7 protein-coding genes are annotated in these 8,373 nt (G+C 72.5%); all 7 read left to right on the top strand.

The features are described from left to right. Positions 1-150: 150 nt before the first annotated feature. From VKG64_08285 to VKG64_08315, 7 genes are read left to right on the top strand one after another with little or no spacing between them, the layout of a single operon-like run. Positions 151-2,022 (top strand): 2-oxoacid:acceptor oxidoreductase subunit alpha, encoded by a 1,872-nt coding sequence (locus VKG64_08285; GenBank protein ID HKB25037.1) that lies wholly within the window; start codon positions 151-153, stop codon positions 2,020-2,022. Then, the gene (locus tag VKG64_08290) at positions 2,019-3,047 is read left to right on the top strand and encodes a 2-oxoacid:ferredoxin oxidoreductase subunit beta (protein ID HKB25038.1); all 1,029 of its coding nucleotides are present in this window, start codon (positions 2,019-2,021) and stop codon (positions 3,045-3,047) included. The genes VKG64_08285 and VKG64_08290 overlap by 4 nt, the downstream gene beginning before the upstream one ends. Before the next feature lie 19 nt (positions 3,048-3,066). Next, positions 3,067-4,512: an FAD-linked oxidase C-terminal domain-containing protein gene (locus VKG64_08295; protein ID HKB25039.1), complete on the top strand. Its 1,446-nt coding sequence runs from the start codon at positions 3,067-3,069 to the stop codon at positions 4,510-4,512. 2 nt (positions 4,513-4,514) lie between these two features. Next, positions 4,515-5,831 (top strand): FAD-binding oxidoreductase, encoded by a 1,317-nt coding sequence (locus tag VKG64_08300; protein HKB25040.1) that lies wholly within the window; start codon positions 4,515-4,517, stop codon positions 5,829-5,831. After that, positions 5,831-7,180 carry a (Fe-S)-binding protein gene (locus VKG64_08305; protein HKB25041.1) on the top strand — a complete coding sequence of 450 codons (1,350 nt, stop codon included), beginning with the start codon at positions 5,831-5,833 and terminating at the stop codon, positions 7,178-7,180. Before VKG64_08300 ends, VKG64_08305 begins: the two co-directional genes overlap by 1 nt. Continuing rightward, entirely contained in the window at positions 7,180-7,503 is a 324-nt protein-coding gene (locus tag VKG64_08310) for a cupin domain-containing protein (protein ID HKB25042.1), read from the top strand. Before VKG64_08305 ends, VKG64_08310 begins: the two co-directional genes overlap by 1 nt. Before the next feature lie 4 nt (positions 7,504-7,507). Continuing rightward, on the top strand, positions 7,508-8,242 hold the full coding sequence (locus VKG64_08315) for a (Fe-S)-binding protein (GenBank protein HKB25043.1): 735 nt from the start codon (positions 7,508-7,510) through the stop codon (positions 8,240-8,242). Positions 8,243-8,373: the final 131 nt, after the last annotated feature.

Consider the following 8,373-nt stretch of genomic DNA (forward strand, 5'->3'; position numbering starts at 1 on the left):
GGGCCGTCTTATAAAATGAGCGAGGTCCGCCGGAGTTCAGAGCGCGCCGACCGGGGGCGGGCGGCCTCAGCGGGGATTCCCGACACACCGATGGTCGTGGCCGGTGTGTGTGTGCGGCAGGGACGAGATTGAGCGAGGAGAGATGATTCGATGAGCGAGACGGCGACGCCTGCCGCGGGTGCGCACAAGTCGCTGAAGGAGCTGGACCGCGCGGTCATCCGGTTCGCGGGCGACTCCGGCGACGGCATGCAGCTGACCGGCGAGCAGTTCACCACCGAGTCGGCGTGGGCCGGCAACGACATCGCGACCCTGCCCAACTTCCCGGCGGAGATCCGCGCCCCGGCGGGCACGCTCTTCGGGGTGTCGAGCTTCCAGCTCCAGTTCGGCAGCCAGCGCGTCTACACGCCGGGCGATCGGCTCGACTGCCTCGTCGCGATGAACCCGGCCGCCCTCAAGGTGCACCTGCGCGACCTGAAGACCGGCGGGCTCCTGATCGTCAACACCCAGGCCTTCGACAAGCGCAACCTCGACAAGGCCGGCTACGCGTCGGACCCGCTCGCCGACCCGGCGCTCGGCGAGCGCTACCGCCTGCACAAGGTGGACATGACGGCGCTCACGCTCGAGGCCGTCAAGGACCTCCCGCTGAACACGAAGGAGAAGGACCGGACCAAGAACTTCTTCGCGCTCGGCCTGGTCTCGTGGATCTACACGCGGCCGCTCGAGCCCACGCTCGACTGGATCCAGAAGAAGTTCTCGAAGAACCCGGCCATCGCCGAGGCGAACACGCGCGTGCTGAAGGCGGGCCACGCCTACGGCGAGACCGCCGAGATCTTCAGCGAGCACTACGCGATCGAGCCGGCGGAGATGGCGCCGGGCCTCTACCGGGCGATGACGGGCAACCGCGCGCTCGCGTGGGGCCTCCTCGCGGCGGCGGCGCGCTCGAAGGTGCCCGTCGTCTACGGCGCGTACCCGATCACGCCCGCGAGCGACATCCTGCACGAGCTGGCCCTCCACAAGCGCTTCCGCGTGCGGACGATCCAGGCCGAGGACGAGATCGCGGCGGTGACGTCGGCGATCGGCGCCGCCTTCGGCGGGGCGATCGGCGTCACCGGCTCGAGCGGGCCCGGCATCGCGCTCAAGAGCGAGGCGATCGGCCTCGCCGTGACCGCGGAGCTGCCGCTGGTGGTCTTCAACATCCAGCGCGCGGGTCCGTCCACGGGCATGCCGACCAAGACCGAGCAGGCCGACCTGATGCAGGCGCTCTACGGGCGCAACAGCGAGTCGCCGGTCGTCGTGCTCGCGCCCGCCACGCCCGGCGACTGCTTCTACATCGCCTACGAGGCGGTGCGCATCGCGGCGAAGTACATGGTCCCGGTGATCGTCCTGAGCGACGGCTTCCTCGCGAACGGCTCGGAGCCGTGGCTGATCCCCGACGTCGGCACGCTGCCGCCGATCGAGATCGCGTTTCGGACGGAGCCGGAGGGCTTCTTCCCGTACCTGCGCGATCCAGCGACGCTCGCCCGCCCGTGGGTGCGCCCCGGCACGCCGGGGCTCGAGCACCGGATCGGCGGCATCGAGAAGCAGGACGTCACGGGCAACATCTCCTACGATCCCGACAACCACGACCACATGGTCCGGACGCGCGCCGAGAAGGTGCGGCGCGTGGCGCAGGAGATCCCGCCGACCTCGATCAACGGGCCGGCGACCGGCGACGTGCTCGTCGTCGGCTGGGGCGGGACGTACGGCGCCATCACGGCGGCGGTCGAACGCGCGCAGGGCGAGGGCAAGTCCGTCGCGTCCATCCACCTGCGCCACCTGAACCCGCTGCCGCCGGACCTCGGCCACATCCTGCGCGAGTACCGCCGGGTGCTCGTGCCCGAGATCAACAGCGGCCAGCTCGTGCGCGTGCTGCGCGCCGAGTACCTCGTGGACGCCGTCGGCTTCAACCGGGTGCGCGGGCTGCCGCTCGCGAGCGAGGAGATCCACGAGGCCATCACCCAGCTCCAGGAGAGTCGCGTATGAGCTCGAGCGGCGCCGACGCGAAGGAAGCGCCCAAGTACACGAAGAAGGACTTCGAGTCCGACCAGGACGTCCGCTGGTGCCCCGGCTGCGGGGACTACGCGATCCTGTCGGCGGCGCAGAAGGCGATGCCCGACCTCGGCATCCCGAAGGAGAACATCGTCTTCATCTCCGGGATCGGCTGCTCGAGCCGGTTCCCGTACTACATGAACACCTACGGCTTCCACACGATCCACGGCCGGGCGCCGGCCGTCGCGACGGGCCTGCGCCTCGCGCGGCCGGACCTCAAGGTGTTCGTGGTGACGGGCGACGGCGACGGGCTCTCGATCGGCGGCAACCACATGCTGCACGTGTTGCGCCGCAACGTGAACGTCACAATCTTATTGTTCAACAACCGGATCTACGGTCTCACGAAGGGCCAGTACTCGCCGACGAGCGAGCTCGGCAAGGTGACGAAGTCCACGCCCATGGGCTCGGCCGACCGGCCCGTGAACCCGCTCGCCTTCGCGCTCGGCTGCGGCGCCACGTTCGTCGCGCGCGCGGTGGACCGGAACATCCAGCACATGGAGGAGATGCTCAGGCGCGCCGCCCACCACCACGGCGCCGCGTTCCTCGAGATCCTCCAGAACTGCAACGTCTACAACGACCTCGCCTGGAACGTGCTCTACGACAAGGAGCAGAAGGTCCGGTACGAGCTCCGGCTGGAGCACGGCAAGCCGCTGCTGTTCGGGCCGCAGGACGACCGGAGCGCCGTCATCATGGACGGCGTCGTGCCGAAGGTGGTGAAGGCGAAGGACGTCCCCGAGAGCGCGCTCTGGATCCACGACGAGAAGAACGTGAACGCGGCGAAGCTCCTGGCGGACCTCTTCGCGCCCGACTTCCCGGTCCCGGTCGGCGTGCTCGCGGCCATCGAGGCGCCCGTCTACGAGGAGCTCATGCTCCAGCAGGAGCAGAAGGCGATCTCCGACCGCGGCCCCGGCGACATCGCGAAGCTCCTGACCTCCGGAGACACCTGGAAGATCTCCTGATCCTCTGGGATCCGCTGCCATGCCTCTGAGCCCCGGCCTCGTCGGCGAGCTCCAGCGGATCCTCGGCCCCGAGGGCCTCGTCCTGTCCTACGAGGGCCGGCTCGTCTACGAGTGCGACATGCACACCTTCTACAAGGGCGCGCCCGACGCCGTCGCGCTCCCGGCCACCACCGAGCAGGTCGTCGCGATCGTCGGGCTCTGCCGCCGCGCGGGCGTGCCCGTCGTGCCGCGCGGCTCGGGCACGGGACTGATCGGCGGCGCCATGGCGCCGTCGGGCGGCGTGATGGTCGCGCTCAACCGGATGAACCGGATCCTCGAGGTGGACCTCCCGAACCGCTGCGCGACCGTGGAGCCCGGGCTCATCAACCTGGCGCTCACGCGGGCGGTCGAGGCGCGCGGCTGGTTCTTCGCCCCCGACCCGTCGAGCCAGATGGTGTCGTCCATCGGCGGCAACGTCGGAACGAACGCCGGCGGGCCGCACTGCCTGAAGTACGGGATCACCACCAACCACGTCCTCGGCCTCGAGCTCGTCACGGGGACGGGGGAGCTCGTCAAGCTCGGCGGGAAGGTGGCCGACCGCCCGGGTTACGACCTCACGGGCGTCGCGGTGGGCTCCGAGGGGACGTTCGGCCTCGTCACCGCGGTCACGGTGCGGCTCCTGCACGCGGCGGAGGCGGTGAAGACGCTCCTCGCGTCGTTCACGGACATCGAGGACGCCTCGGAGGCCGTGTCGGCGATCATCGCCGCCGGCATCATCCCCGCGGCGCTCGAGATGCTCGACGAGTTGATGATCCGCGCGATCAACGAGGGGACGGGGGCGGGCTATCCGAAGGACGCGGCCGCGGTCCTCCTGATCGAGCTCGACGGCCCCGCCGCCGAGGTGGACGCGCAGGGCGAGCGCTGCGCGCGGATCTGCTGGGAGCGCGGCGCCCTCGAGGTGCGCGTCGCGCGCGACGCCACGGAGCGGGCGCTCCTCTGGAAGGGACGGAAGGAGGCGGCGGGCGCCGTCGGCCGCCTGGCGCCGACCTACCTCCTGCAGGACGCGGTCGTGCCGCGCTCCAAGCTCCCCGCGATCATGCGCGAGCTCCGCGCGATCGGCGCGCGTCACGGCGTCCAGATCGCCAACGTCTTCCACGCCGGTGACGGCAACCTCCACCCGCTCATCCTCTACGACGATCGGAACCCGGCCGAGCTCGAGCGGGCGAAGGCGGCAAACGAGGAGCTGCTCCACGCGTGCATCGCGATGGGCGGCACCGTCACGGGCGAGCACGGCGTCGGCCTCGACAAGGCGAAGAACCTGCCGCTCCAGTATGCGGATGCCGACCTGAACTTCATGTATCGCTTGAGGCGCATTTTCGACCCCGATCGGATCATGAACCCGGGCAAGCTCCTCCCCGCGCACCCCGCGTGCGGCGAAGGCTTCCGCCCGCCGCGGCCGCGCCTGCCCGAGGGCGCCTGGATCTGAGCGTGGGCGCCGTCACGGGCTCGGTCGGGGGGGCGCTGGCGGCGATCGCCGGACGTCCCCGGGTCGAGGAGGGCGCCGAGGTCCACGCGGGCTTCACGATCGACGGGCTGCTCCCGCGCTGGGTCGTCCGGCCGGCGACGCTCGAGCAGGTGAGCGGGGTCCTGGCGCTCGCCTGGGACGCCGGGCTCGCCGTCGTCCCGCACGGCTCGGGCGCGGCGCAGGAGCTCGGTGTGCCGCCCGCGAAGGTGGACGTGGTCCTGGACCTCCGTGACCTCGACCGGGTCGTCGAGTACAACCCCGACGACCTCACGATCACGGTGCAGGCCGGGGTGACGCTCGGCACGCTCGAATCCTGGCTCGCCGCGCGCCGCCAGTTCCTGCCGCTCGACCCGCCCGGCGCCCGGGCGCGGACGCTCGGCGGGATCGCCGCCACCGGCGCGAGCGGCCCGCTCCGCCTGCGCTACGGCACGCTGCGCGACCTGCTGCTGGGCGTGAGGTTCGTCCAGGCCGACGGCGTCGTGACCTGGGGCGGCGCCCGCGTGGTGAAGTCCGTGAGCGGCTACGACGTGCCGAAGCTGATGGTGGGCGCCTGCGGGACGCTCGGCGTCATCGGCGAGCTGACGCTCAGGCTCCACCCGCTGCCCGACGCCGAGCAGACCTGGGTCGTCCCGTGTCGCGACGCCGGCGCGGCGCAGGACTTCGTCCTGCGGCTCCTCGACTCGACGGTGCAGCCGAGCCGGGTCGAGTTCCTGAACGCCGCCGCCCTCGCGGCCTGCGAGATCGCGGGGAGCGCGGCGGCCGTCGCGGTCTCGATCGGGACGGCCGAGGCCGCGGTGCGCGCCCAGGGCGACGCGCTGGGCGCACTCGCGCGCGCGGCGGGGAGCGCGGCGGGACTGGTGGCCGCGGGCTTCTGGGACCGTTACGACGCGGCGATGGCTCCGGAGGAGGGCGTGAGGCTCGGCGTCGGGACGCTCGCCTCGAAGGTCGGCGAGACCGCCGGCGAGATCGAGCGCGCCGTCGCGGCGTCGCTCGCGGGCGCCGCGCCGACGCTCGGCGGGTGCGCGCCGCTCGGGAGCCTGCGCGCGTCCTTCCCGGGGACCGACCCCGCGCGGGTCAAGGCCATCGTCGAGCGGCTCCGCGCGGCCGTCGCGCCGGCGGGCGGCAGCGTGACGATCCAGCGCGCCCCGCGCGACGTCCGCCGCGTGGTGGATCCGTGGGGGCCGGTCGAGCCGGGGCCGCTCGCGCTCATGCGCGCGCTCAAGGAGGAGTTCGACGCGCGGCGCGTCCTGAACCCCGGCCGCTTCGTCGGGGGGCTCTGATGGAGTCCACCCTGGGCGCCTTCAGCGGGCCCGACGCCCCCGATCTCGACGAGCTGAGGAAGTGCGTCCACTGTGGAATCTGTCTCCCGCAGTGTCCGACCTATCGCGTGCTGGGCCAGGAGATGGACTCGCCGCGAGGCCGCATCTATCTGATGCGCGCCGCCGCCGAGGGCCGCGTCGGGCTGACGGCGACCTTCCAGCGCCACATCGATCTCTGCCTCGGCTGCCGCGCGTGCGAGAGCGCCTGCCCGTCGGGTGTCAGGTTCGGCTCGCTCCTCGAGGCGACGCGCATCCAGTTGAGGCGCCACGGCCCGCCGCCCCGGCGGCGGCTCCTCGAGGCGCTGCTCTTCTCCGTGTTCCCCGAGCCGGGGCGCGTGGGCGCGGCACTCAAGGCCTTCAGGCTCTACCGGCGCAGCGGGCTCCGCCCCCTCGTCAGGGCGACGGGCGTCCTCCGCCTCTTCCCGCGCCTCGCGGCGCTGGAAGCGCTGCTCGACGACGTTCCCGCCGCGGCGGCCCTGCCCGAGCTCGTCCCCGCGCGAGGCAGGGTGAGGGGACGCGTCGGGCTCCTCACCGGCTGCGTCCAGCGCCACCTCTATCCGGGAGTGAACCGCGACACCGCGCGGCTCCTGGCGCTCGCCGGCTACGACGTCGTCGTGCCGGGCGCCCAGGGCTGCTGTGGGGCCCTCGAGCTCCACGCGGGCCGCGTGGACGCGCTGCGCGCGCGGGCCCGGGCCCTCGTCGCCGCGTTCCCCGAGGACCTGGACTTCGTCGTCGCCAATGCTGCCGGCTGCGGGTCGGCGATGAAGGAGTACGGCCACTGGCTGCCGGAGGCGGTCGGCTTCGCCGAGCGCGTGAGGGACGTCGTCGAGGTGCTCGGCGAGGCGGACCTCCCGCTCGGGCGGCTCGACCTCACGGTGACCTACCACGACGCCTGCCACCTGGCCCACGGCCAGCGCCTCCGCCAGGAGCCGCGGGCGCTCCTGCGCAGGATCCCCGGGCTCAGGCTCGTCGAGCTCGGCGACAGCGACCTCTGCTGCGGCAGCGCCGGCGTCTACAATCTCCTCGAGCCCGCCCTCGCGCGCGAGCTCCTCGCGGCGAAGGTCGAGCGGATCGCCGAGACGGGCGCGCGCGTCGTCGCGACGGGCAATCCGGGCTGCCTCCTCCAGATCGCGCAGGGCTGCCGCGAGCGCGGCCTGGACGTGACGCTCGTCCATCCCGTAGAGTTGCTTGCGAGAGCCGTGGAAGCGCGAGACGCAGGACGTCGCGGGGCCGCAGCGCGAGCCGCAGCCGCAAGGCGAGGCGAGTCTGGGATCGAGTCCCCGCCGTCCGAGGCGAGCGAAATCGACTGATGCGCATCAGGGTCAGGGACCACGTGAAGCTCCAGCCGGACAGGATGGCGAAGGTCGCCCTCGCCTCGACGGAGCGCGCCCTCCTCGACCTCTACTGCGTGGCGCCCGGCCAGACCCAGAAGCCCCACACCCACGGCGACCAGGACAAGATCTACTACGTGGTGGAAGGCCGCGGGCGGTTCAGCGTGGGCGGCGAGGAGCTCGTGCTCGAGGCGGGGGACGCGACCGTGGCGCGGGCCGGCGTCGAGCACGGCCTCGTCAACGACGGCACGGCGCCGCTCCTCGTGCTCGTCGTCGTGACGCCGCCGCCGCCGCACGCCTGAGCCGATGGCCCCCGCGGTCCGCGCGTCGCTGATGGTGACCTGCCTCGGCGACATGTTCTTCCCCGAGGTGGGTGTCGCCACGGTGCGGCTCCTCCGGCGCCTCGGCGTCGCCGTGGACTTCCCCGAGGGCCAGACCTGCTGCGGCCAGCCGCTCTTCAACTCCGGCTACCACGCCGGCGCCGCGCGCGTCGGCGCCCGGATGGTCGAGCTCTTGAAGGACGCCCAGCACGTCGTGGTGCCCTCGGGCTCGTGCGCGTTCATGGTGAAGCACGAGCTGCCCGGCCTCCTCCACGACCCCGCGCAGCGCGCCGCCGCCGAGCGCGTCGCCGGGCGAACCTACGAGCTGTCCCAGTTCCTCGTGAAGGTGCTCGGCCGGACCGAGTTCAAGGCCTCGGTCGCGGGGCGCGTGACCTACCACGACTCCTGTCATCTCCTGCGTGGCCTCCACGAGTCGGCGACCCCGCGCGCGATCCTCCGGAAGCTCGTGGGCGCGGAGCTGGTCGAGCTCGGCGGAGCGGACGAGTGCTGCGGCTTCGGGGGCTCGTTCGCCGTGCGGCTGCCCGAGGTATCCTCGCAGATCCTCGACAAGAAGCTCGCGAACATCGAGGCGACCGGCGCCGCGTGCGTCGTCGCCTGCGACGCGGGCTGCCTCATGCAGATGGGGGGCGGGCTCCGGCGGCGGGGCTCGCGGGTGCGCGCGCTCCACCTCGCGGAGCTGATCGGCGGGGAAGGGACATGAGACATCCTGTGTCAACCATCGCGCGCTCAGGCAGCGGCGAGCGCCTGGGCGGCGCGATGCCGGCGGACGTCGTATGGGGTGCGATCCTGCCAGCAGCGCCAAAGGATGCGGGCCCACGCGCGGGCGAGGAT

It is taken from the genome of Candidatus Methylomirabilota bacterium, from assembly GCA_035260325.1.
Classification (GTDB): Bacteria; Methylomirabilota; Methylomirabilia; order Rokubacteriales; family CSP1-6; genus AR19.